This window comes from Promicromonospora alba (assembly GCF_042654905.1).
In the GTDB taxonomy this organism is placed as follows: Bacteria; Actinomycetota; Actinomycetes; order Actinomycetales; family Cellulomonadaceae; genus Promicromonospora; species Promicromonospora alba.
In genome coordinates, this window is sequence record NZ_JBHSFI010000001.1 from 458,428 (window position 1) to 471,963 (window position 13,536).

Below are 13,536 nucleotides of genomic sequence, written 5' to 3' on the forward strand. Positions count from 1 at the left end.
CATGGCTGACGAACTTTCCAAGAGGAATCGTCCCGGTGCGGACGGCCCGGATGCCCGGCGTCCGGCTGCCGGACATGCCGACGAGCCGCATACCGAAGGTCTTGCCGGACGACTGAACTGGCTGCGCGCCGGCGTGCTGGGTGCCAACGACGGGATCGTCTCGGTCGCCGCGGTCACCGTCGGCGTCGCCGCGGCAACCGCCCAGATCGGGCCCATCCTCACCGCGGGGCTCGCCGCCCTTGTGGGTGGTGCGATCTCGATGGCGCTGGGCGAGTACGTCTCGGTCTCCAGCCAGTCCGACACGCAGAGGGCCCTGATCGCCAAGGAGAAGCGGGAGCTCTCAGACATGCCCGAGGAGGAGCTTGCCGAGCTGGCCGGGCTCTACGAGGCCAAAGGCCTCTCCCCCGGCACTGCACGCCAGGTCGCCGTCGAGCTCACCGAGCACGACGCCCTCTCCGCGCACCTGGAGGCCGAGCTCAACATCGACGAGGACGAGGTGGTCAGCCCGTGGCACGCCGCGCTCGCCTCGGGGGTCGCCTTCACCCTTGGCGCAGTGCTCCCGTTGGCCGCGGTGCTCCTGATCCCGGAGCCCTGGCGGGTCGGGATCACGTTCGCCGTCGTGCTGATGGCACTCGCCGGCACCGGCTGGCTCGCGGCGTGGATCGGCGACGCGCCACGAGTGCGGGCCACGGCACGCGTGGTCGTCGGCGGGGCGCTCGCCCTGGGCGCGACCTTCGCCGTCGGCTCCCTGCTCGGCACGACGGCGGCGGGGTGAGTACCGTTAGCGCCCGATGAACACCATCGACATCACACCGCCCCCTGCCGGCTCACCCTCGTCGGCGTACGGCGTCCACTCGGAGGTCGGCCGCCTGCGCAAGGTACTGGTCTGCGCGCCGGGCCTGGCACACCAGCGCCTCACCCCGTCCAACTCGGCAGACCTGCTGTTCGACGACGTCCTGTGGGTGGAACGCGCCCAGCAGGACCACGCCGACTTCGTGAGCGAGCTGCGCAGCCGCGACGTCGACGTCGTCGAGCTGCACGCCCTGCTCGCGGAGACGCTGCGCGTCCCTGGCGCACGCGACTGGCTCCTGGACCGCAAGATCGTCCCGGAGATCGTGGGCAACGGCCTGGTCGAGGCGACGCGCGAGTACCTGGAGTCGCTGCCCGAGCACGAGCTGGCCAGGTACCTCATCGGCGGCCTCGCGGTCGCCGACGTGCCCGAGCTGCCGCCGGGCTTCCGCGCCCTCGCGGACATGAGCCCGGACGCCCGCGAGTACCTCATGCCGCCCCTGCCGAACACCCTCTTCACGCGCGACACGACCTGCTGGATCTACGGCGGCCTCACGCTCAACCCGCTGTACTGGCAGGCCCGCCGCGACGAGACCCTGCTCATGAAGGCGGTCTACGCGTTCCACCCCGACTTCGTCGGCAGCCGCGTGTGGTGGGGCGACCCGGAGACCAGCCACGGCGAGGCGACCTTCGAGGGCGGCGACATCATGCCGATCGGCAACGGCACGGTCCTCATGGGCATGAGCGAGCGCACCTCACGCCAGGCGATCACGCAGGTCGCGGCGTCCCTGTTCGAGCAGGGCGCGGCCGAGCAGATAGTGGTGGCCGGCATGCCGCGCCTGCGCGCCGCCATGCACCTGGACACGGTCATGACGTTCGTCGACGTCGACACCGTCACCGTCTACCCGCGGATCGTGGACCGGGTGCACCCGTTCGTGCTGCGCCCGGACTCCGGAGCGCTCGGGGTGTCCGTCACCGACGCCGGCGACTCGTCGTTCCTCGACGTCGTGGGTCAGGTCTCCGGGCTGGGCGAGCTGCGGGTCATCGAGACCGGCGGCGACGTCTACGAGTCGGAGCGCCAGCAGTGGGACAGCGGCAACAACTCGGTCGCCGTCGAGCCGGGCGTGGTGTTCACCTACGACCGCAACACCACCACCAACGACCTCCTGCGCAAGGCGGGCGTCGAGGTCATCGAGATCGCCGGCGGCGAGCTGGGCCGCGGCCGCGGCGGCGGCCACTGCATGACGTGCCCGATCATCCGCGAGCCCGTGAGCTGGTAGGCGCGACACGCCGTGATGCGGCGCCACGCCGAAGACTTGATGCATCCTTGGGTTGCAGTTCCGGAAAAGCCATAGACGCTACCAAGTCCTCGTTGTACCTTTCTTCACACACGGACTCGCGCCGTGGCGGCAGGTCGTGTGCCTTTGCTACCTGTCAGACATCAGGACAAGCATCAACACGAGCCATATTCATACGGTCAGATCAGAACGAGACGGAAGGACGAAACCCACGATGGTCCGCATCAGCGTCGCGCTCCAGGCCTCAAGCCTGTGCAAGGTCAGTGCGACCACCGCTTCGTCCTACCCGACCACTGCTACGCACCTGCGAGACGGCCGTGAGGCCATACGAGGCGCCATACGCCGCTGATCCGGTTCTGCCGGACCAGCGAACGTGAGCCGCCTCGGGATGCCTTTTCCCGGGCGGCTCTTGTCGTCCCGGGGGTAGTTGTACCGGACGGCGCGAGACAACAGAACGACCCGACGATCACGAGAAGAACGAGAACGACAAGCTCACCGGAAGGAGCAGGCCCGTGGCCGACGTCCTAGTCCTCAATGCCGGCTACGAGCCGCTGCACCGGGTATCGGTCCGGCACGCCATCCACATGCTCGTGCGCGAGGTCGCGGTAGTGGAGGAGGCGGTCGACGGCCGCTCCTTCGGGCCGTTCCCCTTACCGCGCGTGCTGCGGCTGGTCCGGTACGTCACGATGCGGTGGCTCTACAAGTCGGACGGGGCGCCCGCGTGCACCAAGCTGGGTGTCAAGCGGCGCGACGGTATCTGCGCCTACTGCGGCGGTCCCGCCGAGACGGTGGACCACATCCTGCCGCGGTCGCGCGGAGGCCCCTCGACGTGGATGAACCTCGTCGCGGCCTGCTACGAGTGCAACTCGCTCAAGGCCGACCGCACGCCGGCCGAGGCCGGGATGGTCCTCTACGTGACGCCACACGTCCCGCGGGCGGAGTACGCGCGCGCCATCCGGCACCGGGCAGCCCGAGCGGCATAGCCCGGGCACGGTGAGGTAGGCAAAGGGTCAGGTGATCGGCAACTGCGAAGTGCCGATCACCTGGCCCTCTTCTCGCGCCTCAGGAGGCCAGCGCGGCGGCCAGGAGCTCGAGGGTCTGCGCGCGGCCGGGCGTCGCGTCCAGGGGCTCGTCGGCCCGCGAGCCGGCGACCGGGACGAGCATGACCTCCTCGACGCCGTGCCGCTCGGCCAGGCCACGCACCTCGGCGGCCACGTGCTCGGCGTCGCCGATCAGCCAGCGCTCCCGCATCGCCTCGATGGACTGGGCGAGCAGACCGCCCGCCGGTTCGTCGGCCATGGCGCGCACCGCGTCCTCGACGGTCTCGAGCGGGCCGAGCTTCTGGCCGGACCGCAGCTTGGCCATCTGCCGCAGCTGCGGCAGTGCGCGGTCGTGCGCCTCGTCGGACGTCGGTGCGACCACCGCGTTGGACGTGATGAACGTGCGCGGCTCCGGATGCTCCTCGGACGGCCGGTAGCCGTCCCGGTACAGGGCCAGGATCTGGTCCATGCCCTGGCCGGAGAAGTGGTTGGCGAACACGTAGGGCAGGCCGAGCTCGGCCGCCAGCCGCGCGGAGTAGTCGCTGGAGCCCAGCAGCCACACGGTCGGGACGCTCCCGGCGGCGGGCGTGGCCCGCACGTCGTAGATGTCGCCGGAGACCAGGCGCAGGCGGGCGCCGTCGGGCCCCATGAGGCTCAGGATGTCGGTGACGTGCTGCGGGAACCGGTCCACGTCCGCCGTCGGACCGGTGGCACGCAGCAGGGACGTGACCACGGGGTCGCTGCCGGGGGCGCGGCCGATGCCGAGGTCGATCCGCCCGGGCGCGATGGCCTCCAGTGCCGCGAACTGCTCGGCGACCACGAGCGGGGCGTGGTTCGGCAGCATCACGCCGCCCGACCCGACCCTGATGCGGGAGGTGCGCGCGGCAGCGGCGGCGATCATGACCGGAGGCGACGACGCCGCGACGGCGGCCATGTTGTGGTGCTCCGCGAACCAGTAGCGCTCGAAGCCGAGGCGGTCGGCGAGCGCCACCAGCTCGAGCGAGGCCGACAGGGCCTGGGCGCTGGTCTGGCCCGAACGGACGGGCACGAGGTCAAGGACGGACAAGCGTGGCTGGGTATTCATCGCCTCTGTCAACCGTCAGGGGGTCCGGCGTGTTCCGGAGCCGGGGCACCCTGTTCGCCCGTGCGGGCTCGCGCGCCGCGCGTATCTATCACCCGCGCGATAGTCGCGGTATCGCCGAAGGTCATGGCGCCCACCCCCTTGGGCCTGACATGATCGCGAGGTGTCTGTTGATGTGCGCCCCGCGACCGACGACGACGTCGATGCCGTGGTCGACCTATTCCGTCAGTACCTCAGGTTCTACGACCAGGAGGTGCCCGACGCCGAAGCGCGCGCCTATCTGACCGCCCGCCGCGACGCGGGCGACTGCGTGCTCCTGATCGCCGTGCTGAGGCCGGAGGGCACGGAGCCCGACGGCTCGGCCGCCGAGGAGGTGGTCGGCTTCACCCAGAGCTATCCCACCTGGTCGTCCGTGAGCCTGAGCCGTTCCTGGGTCCTCAACGACCTGTTCGTCGCTCCGGAGGCCCGCGGGACGGGCGCGGCGCGGGCTCTGGTGCGGGAGACGTGCCGCCGCGCCAAGGAGGCCGGCGCTATCCGGGTCTCCCTGGCCACCGCGTGGGACAACGTCGCGGCACAGGGCCTGTACGAGTCCGAGGGCTTCGTCCGCGACCAGCACTTCCACCACTACGCGTACGTGACGGGCGCCTGACCGCCGGATCGGCGCGCCCTCCCCCGCTCCACCGCTCTCACCTGCTTCAATGCCCTGGCTCGGCCCTGCCACCGGGGACTTCGGCCTGCCCGGCCGGGTGCCGGCGGGCCGTCTGCCAACATCATCTGTCGATCCGGGGAGACCCGGGAACTGGAGCGCACACCACCATGATGGGAGGCCACCACGCCGCGTCGGGAGCCGCGGCCTGGATCGCTGTCACCGCCTCGACGCCGATCGCCTTCGGCTGGTACCCCGTGTCGGACGCGAGCGTGTTCACCGGAGCCCTCGTCTGCGCGGGCGCGGCGCTGCTGCCCGACGCCGACCATCACTCCGGCACCATCGCGAACTCGCTGAAGCCCGTGTCGAACGTGGTGGTCAAGGGCATCGAGGCGGTGTCGGGCGGGCACCGCAAGGGCACGCACTCGATCCTCGGCGTCGCCGTGTTCACGGCGATCGCCTGGGCGCTGAGCTTCCTGAGCATCGACACGGGCACCGCGGAGTTCGGGGCGATCCTGATCGGCCCGGGCATCATGTGCGTGCTGCTCGTCGCGTTCGCCCTGAAGGCGCTGAAGATCACGCGCGACACGAAGATCTTCCCGTGGACGATGTCCGTGACGCTGGCGGTCCTCATCGCGATCTTCGCGCCCGAGGAGTGGTACTGGATGCCGTTCAGCGTGGCGCTCGGGTGCATCGTGCACATCCTCGGCGACCTGATCACGACCGCCGGGGTGCCGCTGCTGTGGCCGCTGAAGTTCCGGTCCCCGTACTGGATGCGCAACAAGCGCGGCATCGAGCTCGACTGGATGTGGCGGACCGGCGGCAACCTCTCGATCCCGATCCTCGGCAGCGCCGGGTCGGTGCGGGAGTGGATCCTGCTCATCCCGATGTCGCTGTACGCGATCGTCGGCATCGTCTGGGCGCTGCTGGACCAGATGGGCTTCAACACCATGGCGGTCTGGTACGACCTCGTGGCCCTCTTCCCGGCCTGACCGCGAACCAGGACCGCGAAGTAGAGCGCCTGTCCGAGTCTCCCGTGGTGTCTTCGGGGAGACTCGGACAGGCGCTCTACTTCGCGGTCCTGGTTCAGGTGGGTCAGAGACCGCCCGCTACCGCCGCGGCGGCCGCCAGCCAGGCCCGCCGGGTCTCCGGGCGCAGCGCGCCGTAGCGCAGGTGGCCGTCGACCATCGCCGGGTCGAACGGGATGGTGACCACCGCACGGGCCAGCGACCGGTACCCGTCGGCGACCTTCTCCAGCTCGCTCGCGGGCTCCTTCTGGTCGGCCTGGCTCACGACGACGACCGCCTGCTGCGCCAGGTACGCCGACCGGCCGTCGCGCATCGACAGCGCCTCCAGCAGCAGCGCCCCGGCCTCCGCGTGGTCGTCACGCGTGGTCGTGGCGACCACCAGCTGGTCGGTCAGGTCGATCATCCGCTGCCACATGGGGTCGGACTCGTCGTTGCCGGAGTCGATGAGGATCATCCGGTAGTACTTGGAGAGCACGGAGTGGATGGCGTCCACGTCCTGCGGCTCGATGCGCTGCTCGTTGGCCATCGCTATCGGCTTGGACCGCAGCACGTCGAACCGGTCGCGCGTCTGGTGGTGCACGTACCGCGCGAGGTCCGCGGCCTGCGCCGACGGGCCGAGCAGGCGGTCCGTCTGCGGCAGCAGGTCCAGCAGCGTGGACTCGTGCGGGCCCTGCTCCGTGCGCCAGCCGAGCGTCCCGCGCGTCTGGTTGTTGTCCCACGTGACGACGCCCGCGCCGCCGAACTGCGCGAAGACCGCGGCGAGCAGCACGGTCGACGGCGTCTTGCCCGCCCCGCCCTTGCCGTTCACCATCGAGATCGTGCGCGGCCCCGGCCAGTGCTGGCTGACGGCGCGCTCGTCGGCCCGCTCCGCCCGCTCGGCCTCGCTCGGCCCGACCCGGATCCCGATCCGGGTCAGCATCCCGCGGAACCCGCGCGTCGCGGGCTCCTCGTCCTGCTGGTGGGTGAGGAACGACTCGCGGGCCTCACGCCGCGAACGCGGTGTGTCCCCGTCGGTCACCGGCATGGGGTCCGACGGCGGCGCGGACAGCCCACCGCCGCTGCTCCTCGCGCCCGGCACCGCGTGGACCGGCCCGGACGGGGGGCTCGCCGGCCGGCCCGGCAGGCTGCCCGGCGCGGTGTTCGGCACGCTGCCCGGCATCGCGCTAGGCACGCTGCCCGGCAAGGTGTTCGGCATGCTGCCCTGAACGGTGCTCGGCGGGCTGGCGACCGCGCCGCGGGTGTCGTCCGTCGTGTTCTCCCGCGCCCAGTCCTCGACCGGGAGCTCGCTGCCCGCCTCAAGGTTCGCCCCGCTCGGCGCGTAGGCCGACGTGGAGCCGGGCGCTGCGGGCCCAGGTTCCGCGGGGCCGAGCCCCCCGGCGTCTGAGGCCTCGGGGGTCCGCGGGAGACGGCGCACCGTGTCCTCCGGGTCGGCCTCGACCGTTGTGCCGAACGAGTCCTGGTCCGCGCCACCGGTCGCGTCAGCCGGCTCGCCTCGCGGCGGCAGATCCACTGTCTGCGCGTCCTCGAACACCGGTGCGTCCTCGAACACCGGCCCGGGCTCCGTCGTCGGGCCGGGCATCGCCCCGGGCGCCGTAGCCGGCATCCCGCCGGGTGCCTCACCGGCCGGGGCGGTGGCCGGTGGCGCCTGCGGCGTCGGAGCCGACGGCGTGGGTTCGTCCTCCTCCGGCACCACGGTCCCGTCCGGGTGCACGATCAGGTTCCACAGCCCCTCGGGCCCCGTCGCCGACGCCCGCACGGGCCGACCGACCTTCGCGGCGTTCTCCGTCACCTTGCGGAGCACCTCCACGCGTGCCTCTTCCAGACTGCCCGTGGTGATGGGGTGGAAGGTCCCGTCGATCGTCACCTCACCGGAACCGTCTTCCCGGACTATCGCGTCGATCCGGGGCCAGCGGGGCACGGTGTCAGAGCTCATACGTTTCCTCCGAAGTTCCTGGGCAGGCGGCAGTGCGTGGATCGCCCCCGAAGCAAGGGTCGGACATGTTTGTCCGCATGGCCACCCCAACGGGGCAATCACCCCACCTGGTAAGTTCTCGCGCAATCAGGTGCCACTGTGCAATCGGGTGCCGCAGTGCAGGTGTCGAAACCGGGACCACAACCGAGGAGCCTTCGCGTGTCCGACGAGCCCACCCGCCGTATTCCTCCGGCGGACGACCCCACGCAGATCCAGCGGCCGCCCGCTCGCCCGGTGACGCAGCCTGGTGCTCCGTCATCGTATGCCGCCACGCAGTGGGTGGACGCGGTCCAGGACGGGCAGGCGGGGCGCGGCGGACAGACCGGGCCGGTGGGACACGCGGGGCAGTCAGGACAGGCGGCCTGGCCGGGCCAGGGTGGAGCGGGCTACGGCGACCGGACCCAGATGATGCCCCCGGCCGGAGCGCCGCAGGGCAACGCCGGGTACGACGACCGGACCCAGGTCATCCCGCCGTCGGGCCCTCCGCAGGCCGGTTCTGGGTACGGCAACCAGTACGGCGACCGGACCCAGGTGATACCGCCGTCCGGCATGCCGCAACAGGGCGCCGACCAGGGCCGGGACTACCGGGCCGCTACCCCGCCGCCCGCGCGGCCGTACCGCCCGTACGAGACCGTGCAGCCCACGCCGCCGCAGGCAGCCACCTTCCCGGGCGAGCCGGGCTACGGACAGGGCCAGGCGGGCTACGGCCAGCAGCCGGTCCAGCCGACGCAGGCGTACGGCCAGCAGCCGGGCTACGGCCAGGCGGGCCAGCAGCCGGGCTATGGCCAGCCGCAGTCCTTCGACCAGGCCTTCAGCCCGCAGGCACCACAGCAGACGCCCCCGGCGCCGCCGGTCCCGCGCCGCGAGCGGGACCGGGGCGACGACTCCCCCGGTGGTTCCGCGGCAGGCGCCGCCCTGGCCTGGATCCCGCGGATCCTGCTCGCGCTGAGCGTCTACCAGCTCGTCCGGCTGATCCCCGGGTTCGACGTCATGCCGGACGTCTCGCAGTTCCCGCTGTTCCGCGGCATCGGCGACGGCGTGCTCGGCCTGCTCAACCTCAACCCGGAGTGGTCCGACCAGGCCGCCAACATGACGATCCCGGCGCTCGCCATCGCGCTCGCCGGGCTGCTCAACACGATCCGCTCGCTGGGCACGTCGATCGCGATCTGGCCCTACGGGCTCGCGGTCGTCGCCTGGATAGTGGTCTTCGCCGTCGGCGGCATCGTCGGCTACGCGCAGGAGGCCACCGAGAACATCCAGCAGGACGTCCAGAACTCCGTCGACGAGACGGTGGAGAAAGCCAAGGAGGACGCCCAGAACTCCGTCGAGGAGCAGATCCAGCAGGGCGTCGACGACGCCAAGCAGAACGCGACCGACCAGCTCGAGAACGCAGTGCCCGGCGGGAACGGCTGAGAGGTCACGGCTCGGGCTCTTTACTGAGCGGTGTGGCGGGACGCTGATAGATTTTCTCTGGTCCAGCCGGTTGTGCCGGTGCGCTGCTGAGGAGTCCTTGCTTGTCCGACGAGACCACCCGCACGACGGCCGCACGCCCCGCCGGCCAGCCGGCCCGGGGTGGCGACCAGACCGCTGCCGTCCCTCCGCCGCCGGCACCGACCCGGGTACTGACGTCGCCCGCCGCACCGCCGGTGACCGCACCGCCGCTGACGACGCCACCGCCGACCGCCGCGACGCGGGTCGTGCAGCCCTCGGGCGCCGGTCCGGCGAACGGGTCCGCGGGGTACCCGGGCGCCGCGCCCGCCCCCGGTCAGCGGATCCCGGCCACCGGTGAGGTCCTCGGCCCGTTCCAGCTGGTCGGCTCGCTCGGCCACGGCGGGTTCGCGCACGTCTACCGCGCCGTCGGGCAGGGCGGCGAGGTTGCCCTCAAGGTGCTCACCAACTCCGAGTTCGGCGCGCTGGACCGGTTCGTCGGCGAGGCCGCGCTGCTGGAGCGGCTGGCCGGGCGCGGTTTCCCGCGGCTCGTCACCGCCGACCTGCAGTCGCCCACGCCGTGGTTCGCCATGGAGCTCGTGCCAGGCCCCACCCTGTCCCAGCGGGTGTCCGCCGAGGGGCCGATGCCGACACGGGACGTGCTGCGCGTCGCCGCCGACGTCCTCGACGCGCTCGCGGTGCTCCAGGAGGAGCACTTCCTGCACCGGGACGTGAAGCCGGCCAACATCATCGCCGCGCCCGACCGGTACGTGCTCATCGACCTCGGCATCGCCAAGGGTCACGGCACCAGCACGTCGACGCACGCTGCCGGCACCATCTCGTACATGGCGCCCGAGCTGTTCGTGCGCAAGCCGCACGCCCGCTCCGACGTGTACAGCCTGGGCCTGCTGCTGATCTTCCTCGCCACGGGCCAGCTGCCCAACGACCTCAACTTCGTGGGCCGCGACCTGACGGCGGCCGACGTCGGACCGGTGGACCGGCGTCTGCTGCCGCTCGTCCTGGCCATGACGCGGCACCAGCCGGAGGACCGCCCGCCGCTGCACAACCTCATCGGTACCGTGGCCCAGCTCGCCAACGACAGCGCGGCGCTCGACCCCGCGCTGCTCGCCGCAGCGGGCGCCACCACCATCGAGCGGGGCCTCGTCACCGAGGTGCTCACGGGGAGCGGGGCCCCCTCGGCCGCCGTCCCGCCGACGAGCGTGCTCGCGAGCAACCCGGTGCAGCAGGGCGAGCCCATTACCAATCTGGTCTACGACCAGCAGCTCATGGGCCGCCTGCACCAGGTGCACGGAGACGGGTTCGACGGCGCGGCGGAGGAGGTCATCTCGACCTACCTGTCCGCCGTCGGGCCGCAGCGGGCCGGCGGGCGCGCACCCGCCGAGATCAAGGACTACCTGTGGGCCGCCATGCGCTGGGCCCCGGCCTTCACGCCCGAGGGTTACCCGGACACGTTCGACGGCTGGATCGCCTACCGGCAGCGTCACGGCCTGCCGCTCCCCGGCAGCCCGACGGCGGCTCCCCCGCTCCGGCGGCAGTCCACCCGGCCTGTCCAGCGGACGGCGCCGGTACCGGTGCCGGTGCCGGTGCCGAACCAGCAGGCCACGCAGGTGGCGCCCGCGTTCCGCCCGGTTCCGGCGTCCGACACCCGCCTGGCGCCCGCGCCGGCACAGGCGCCCGCCCAGCGGCCCGCCGCCCCGGCCCGCACCCAGCCGAACCTCCCGCCGCAGTCGCCCGCCCAGCCCCCGGCCCAGCCGGCCGGGCCTCCGCCGCGGCGCGACGACCGGGGCGCTCAGGATGCCCGGGACCGCGGGGACCGCGATGCGAAGCGCGACTCCAGCGGTGGCCTGGGCGTCGTGGCGGCGCTGCTCGGCTGGATCCCGCGCGTGCTGCTCGCCCTCGCGCTCTACCAGCTGGTGCGACTCGTCCCCGGCTTCGACGTGATGCCCAGTGCGGCCGGTCTGCCGCTGTTCACGGCTCTCGGCGCCATCACGGTGTCGGCGCTGAACCTGGACCCCGTGTGGCTCCCGCGCATGGCGGAGTTGTCGATCCCGCTGCTCGGCATCGTGACGTCCGCCGTCGTGAACCTCTTCCGGGCGGTCCGGACGCGCCGCGGCGGTCGTACGTGGCCGTTCTGGCTCGTCGTCGTGGTGTGGGTGATCGTGATCGCCGTGCAGGGCGTCGTCGGCTACGCCCAGCAGGTCACGCAGAACGCGCGCGACTCGTTCGAGCAGCAGCGGGAGCAGATCCAGGACGACCTCGAGCAGGGGGTCCAGGACACGACCGAGGACGTGCGCGACTCGGTGTGGCAGTCGATAGAGGACGCCCTGCCGTGGAGCTGAGCAGCTCCCGAAAAGCTGCGGCATAAATAAGGTGCGGTCCGCCGCCGGGTAGTGACATGCTCGGCGCACGGTCACCGAGCCTGCACTTCGAGGCGGCTTGATGACCGGCCAACACAGGTAACAGGACCCCCGTTCGATGCGTTCGGGAGCAGGCACTCGGGGAGTGCGGACAGTAAAGGAGGCAGTCATGGACGACGTCGTTCGCGCGGCTGCCTTCGCGGCAGCAGACGCCACTGTCACCAGGAGCACCCGGGACTGATCCGGTAGTGCTCCAGCATCAAGGAGCACCCACTTGTCCCGTTTTCCCGAAGCACCGAAGTCCCTCCTGGTCCACGCCGCGAACAGGAGCAACAACCAGCCCAGCACCCGCCCGACCGCTGACGAGCTGCGCGCCGCCCGGCGCGCTCAGGTCGGTCGCGAGGAGCTGGAGGGCCCGCACCCGAGCACGCTCGGGGCGGACCTGTCCGATGCCGGACTTGCGCACGCAGATCCCACCCAGCCCGGGCCCGGGCAGCGCTGGTCCACCTGGCGATCCGTCGCCAAGGGACAGCGCGGACCCGAGCCCCTGCCCGACTGGCTGGTCACCCGGGACGCCGCGTTCGACACCGAGCTCGGCATCCTCAAGACCGGCAAGGAGGCGGACGCCTTCCTGATCGAACGTGCCGTCCCGCCCGGGGCGGTCACGCCGTCGGACGGCGGATCCTCCGACGGCGGATCGTCCACGAGCGCCGAACGGTGCCTCCTGGTGGCCAAGCGGTACCGCAGCCTGGAGCACGGGCAGTTCCATCGCGGCACGGAGTACACCGAGGGGCGCCGGACGCGCCGTACCCGCGACCAGCGCGCCATGGAGGACCGGAAGTCCGCGTGGGGCCGCGCGGTCTCGGCCACCCAGTGGGCCGACGCCGAGTTCGTCGCCCTGCGCAGCCTCTGGTCGGCTGGGGCGCCGGTGCCCTATCCGGTGCAGATCGACGGTACCGAGGTGCTCATGGAGTTCGTGGGCACCGAGGTGACCGACGACGCCGGCGGCGTCCAGGCGGTCGCCGCACCACGGCTGACCAGGGAACGCCCGTCGGACGACCTGCTCGAGTCCTACTGGGAGCAGCTGACGCACGGCATGTCCGTGCTGGCCAGGCTCGGTTTCGCGCACGGCGACCTGTCGCCGTACAACATCCTGGCCGACGGCGAGCGGCTGGTCATCATCGACCTGCCGCAGGTCGTGGACCTGGTGGCGAACCCGTTCGCGAGCGACGTGCTGCTGCGGGACTGCCGCACGGTGTGCGCCTGGTTCACGGCCCGGGGCCTGGACGTCGACCCTGACGTCCTCTTCGCGGACCTGCTCGCCCAGGCCCTCTGACCCCGCACGTGTCAGACGTACAGGTCACTCCGGTGACCTGTACGTCTGACACGTCAGCCCGCCGGGGTGACCGGGCCGCAGGTCCAGGAGGAGAAGACCAGGTCGGTCTGGACGCGGCCCACCTCGCCGCGCGCCGTGAGGTCGAGGACCAGGCGTTGCAGCTCGTCGGTGTCGGCGCAGGCGACGTGGATCAGGAAGTCGTCGGGCCCGGAGACGTGATGCACGGCCCGGGTCTGCGGGAGCCGCCGGATCCACTCGACGAACGGCCCCAGCAGGGGCCGGGAATGGGTCGTGAGCCGCACCATCAGCATGGCCTGCAGCCCGCGCCCGACGGCGGCCGGGTCGATCTCGGCGCGGTAGCCGCGGATCACCCCGGCGTTCTGCAGCCGCTGCGTGCGGGCCAGGCACGTCGACGGCGCGACGCCCACCCGCTGTGCGAGCGTCTTGTTCGAGAGTCGACCGTCCTTCTGCAGCTCGTCCAGCAGCGCACGATCTACCGAATCCAGGATCACGTTCTGGCCCATAGGCCGAATTTCTAGC

At 71.8% G+C, this 13,536-nt stretch carries 11 protein-coding genes; 8 read left to right on the forward strand and 3 right to left on the reverse strand.

Translation table 11 applies throughout. The features are described 5' to 3' along the window. Position 1 precedes the first annotated feature (1 nt). The 3 genes from ACFO6V_RS02145 (at position 2) to ACFO6V_RS02155 (ending at position 3,070) form a co-directional block, all read left to right on the forward strand. The gene (locus ACFO6V_RS02145; protein WP_377131697.1) at positions 2 to 775 is read left to right on the forward strand and encodes a VIT1/CCC1 transporter family protein; all 774 of its coding nucleotides are present in this window, start codon (positions 2 to 4) and stop codon (positions 773 to 775) included. Positions 776 to 791: 16 nt separating this feature from the next. Then, the gene (locus tag ACFO6V_RS02150; protein ID WP_377131699.1) at positions 792 to 2,069 is read left to right on the forward strand and encodes an arginine deiminase; all 1,278 of its coding nucleotides are present in this window, start codon (positions 792 to 794) and stop codon (positions 2,067 to 2,069) included. 530 nt (positions 2,070 to 2,599) lie between these two features. After that, complete coding sequence (locus tag ACFO6V_RS02155) at positions 2,600 to 3,070, forward strand: HNH endonuclease (protein WP_357506283.1); 471 nt, start codon at positions 2,600 to 2,602, stop codon at positions 3,068 to 3,070. A gap of 79 nt (positions 3,071 to 3,149) precedes the next feature. On the opposite strand, the gene ACFO6V_RS02160 is transcribed toward ACFO6V_RS02155, so the two are convergent. Further along, the gene (locus ACFO6V_RS02160; protein WP_377131701.1) at positions 3,150 to 4,211 is read right to left on the reverse strand and encodes an LLM class flavin-dependent oxidoreductase; all 1,062 of its coding nucleotides are present in this window, start codon (positions 4,209 to 4,211) and stop codon (positions 3,150 to 3,152) included. Positions 4,212 to 4,371: 160 nt separating this feature from the next. Here ACFO6V_RS02160 and ACFO6V_RS02165 point away from each other — a divergent pair, with 160 nt between their 5' ends. After that, positions 4,372 to 4,857: a GNAT family N-acetyltransferase gene (locus tag ACFO6V_RS02165; RefSeq protein WP_377131703.1), complete on the forward strand. Its 486-nt coding sequence runs from the start codon at positions 4,372 to 4,374 to the stop codon at positions 4,855 to 4,857. Positions 4,858 to 5,027: 170 nt separating this feature from the next. Then, complete coding sequence (locus ACFO6V_RS02170) at positions 5,028 to 5,846, forward strand: metal-dependent hydrolase (RefSeq protein ID WP_377131705.1); 819 nt, start codon at positions 5,028 to 5,030, stop codon at positions 5,844 to 5,846. 103 nt (positions 5,847 to 5,949) lie between these two features. Here the strand turns inward: ACFO6V_RS02170 and ACFO6V_RS02175 are convergent, their stop codons facing one another. Next, positions 5,950 to 7,815, reverse strand: coding sequence for a hypothetical protein (locus ACFO6V_RS02175; protein WP_377131707.1), 1,866 nt, complete (start codon positions 7,813 to 7,815; stop codon positions 5,950 to 5,952). A gap of 198 nt (positions 7,816 to 8,013) precedes the next feature. On the opposite strand from ACFO6V_RS02175, the gene ACFO6V_RS02180 reads away from it, so the two are divergent. The 3 genes from ACFO6V_RS02180 to ACFO6V_RS02190 all read left to right on the forward strand — a co-directional run bounded on the left by ACFO6V_RS02180 (position 8,014) and on the right by ACFO6V_RS02190 (position 12,996). Continuing rightward, complete coding sequence (locus tag ACFO6V_RS02180; RefSeq protein WP_377131709.1) at positions 8,014 to 9,267, forward strand: hypothetical protein; 1,254 nt, start codon at positions 8,014 to 8,016, stop codon at positions 9,265 to 9,267. 101 nt (positions 9,268 to 9,368) lie between these two features. After that, on the forward strand, positions 9,369 to 11,642 hold the full coding sequence (locus ACFO6V_RS02185) for a serine/threonine protein kinase (RefSeq protein WP_377131711.1): 2,274 nt from the start codon (positions 9,369 to 9,371) through the stop codon (positions 11,640 to 11,642). 292 nt (positions 11,643 to 11,934) lie between these two features. Continuing rightward, positions 11,935 to 12,996 (forward strand): serine protein kinase RIO, encoded by a 1,062-nt coding sequence (locus tag ACFO6V_RS02190; protein WP_377131713.1) that lies wholly within the window; start codon positions 11,935 to 11,937, stop codon positions 12,994 to 12,996. 53 nt (positions 12,997 to 13,049) lie between these two features. On the opposite strand, the gene ACFO6V_RS02195 is transcribed toward ACFO6V_RS02190, so the two are convergent. After that, complete coding sequence (locus ACFO6V_RS02195; protein WP_357508201.1) at positions 13,050 to 13,520, reverse strand: Lrp/AsnC family transcriptional regulator; 471 nt, start codon at positions 13,518 to 13,520, stop codon at positions 13,050 to 13,052. Between the last annotated feature and the right edge of the window lie 16 nt (positions 13,521 to 13,536).

Bases quoted from the DNA above. Each gene is read 5' to 3' on its own strand.
- ACFO6V_RS02195 (WP_357508201.1), bottom strand. From the start codon at position 13,520: ATGGGCCAGAACGTGATCCTGGATTCGGTAGATCGTGCGCTGCTGGAC.
- ACFO6V_RS02150 (WP_377131699.1), top strand. From the start codon at position 792: ATGAACACCATCGACATCACACCGCCCCCTGCCGGCTCACCCTCGTCG.
- ACFO6V_RS02160 (WP_377131701.1), bottom strand. From the start codon at position 4,211: ATGAATACCCAGCCACGCTTGTCCGTCCTTGACCTCGTGCCCGTCCGT.
- ACFO6V_RS02175 (WP_377131707.1), bottom strand. From the start codon at position 7,815: ATGAGCTCTGACACCGTGCCCCGCTGGCCCCGGATCGACGCGATAGTC.
- ACFO6V_RS02145 (WP_377131697.1), top strand. From the start codon at position 2: ATGGCTGACGAACTTTCCAAGAGGAATCGTCCCGGTGCGGACGGCCCG.
- ACFO6V_RS02170 (WP_377131705.1), top strand. From the start codon at position 5,028: ATGGGAGGCCACCACGCCGCGTCGGGAGCCGCGGCCTGGATCGCTGTC.